Source organism: Pseudomonas sp. F220, from assembly GCF_057813935.1.
This window is the reverse complement of record NZ_JBVASJ010000208.1, coordinates 1-255: the sequence shown is the minus strand read 5'-3', so window position 1 is coordinate 255 and position 255 is coordinate 1. Positions and strand designations below refer to the sequence as shown.

The following is a 255-nucleotide window of genomic DNA, read 5'->3' as shown; positions in this document are numbered from 1 at the left end:
CGTGCCGCCCGGGCCGGCATCCGGGTGCAGGAGAAATTCGACCCGGGCGTTGTCGGTGGAGCGGTTGATCTGCAGCAGCCGGCCGAGGGCGTCGCTGATCGATTGCAGACGCTGGCCGCCGTTGAAGCCGGTGTAGGCGAGGTCGACTTTATGCCCGGAGGGGGCATGGAGCTCTACCGGCAAGGCCACCCGCTCATTGGCGCTGCCACCGGTTTGCAGGGTTTCGATCAGGCCGGACTTGTGCACGACCCGGTA

At 67.1% G+C, this 255-nt stretch carries 1 protein-coding gene; it reads right to left on the bottom strand.

Annotation, left to right across the window (positions count from 1 at the left end; all coding sequences use genetic code 11):
- The coding region (locus tag ACZYSM_RS29665; RefSeq protein ID WP_489077256.1) for a hypothetical protein at nt 1-255 on the bottom strand (255 nt) is incomplete at both ends.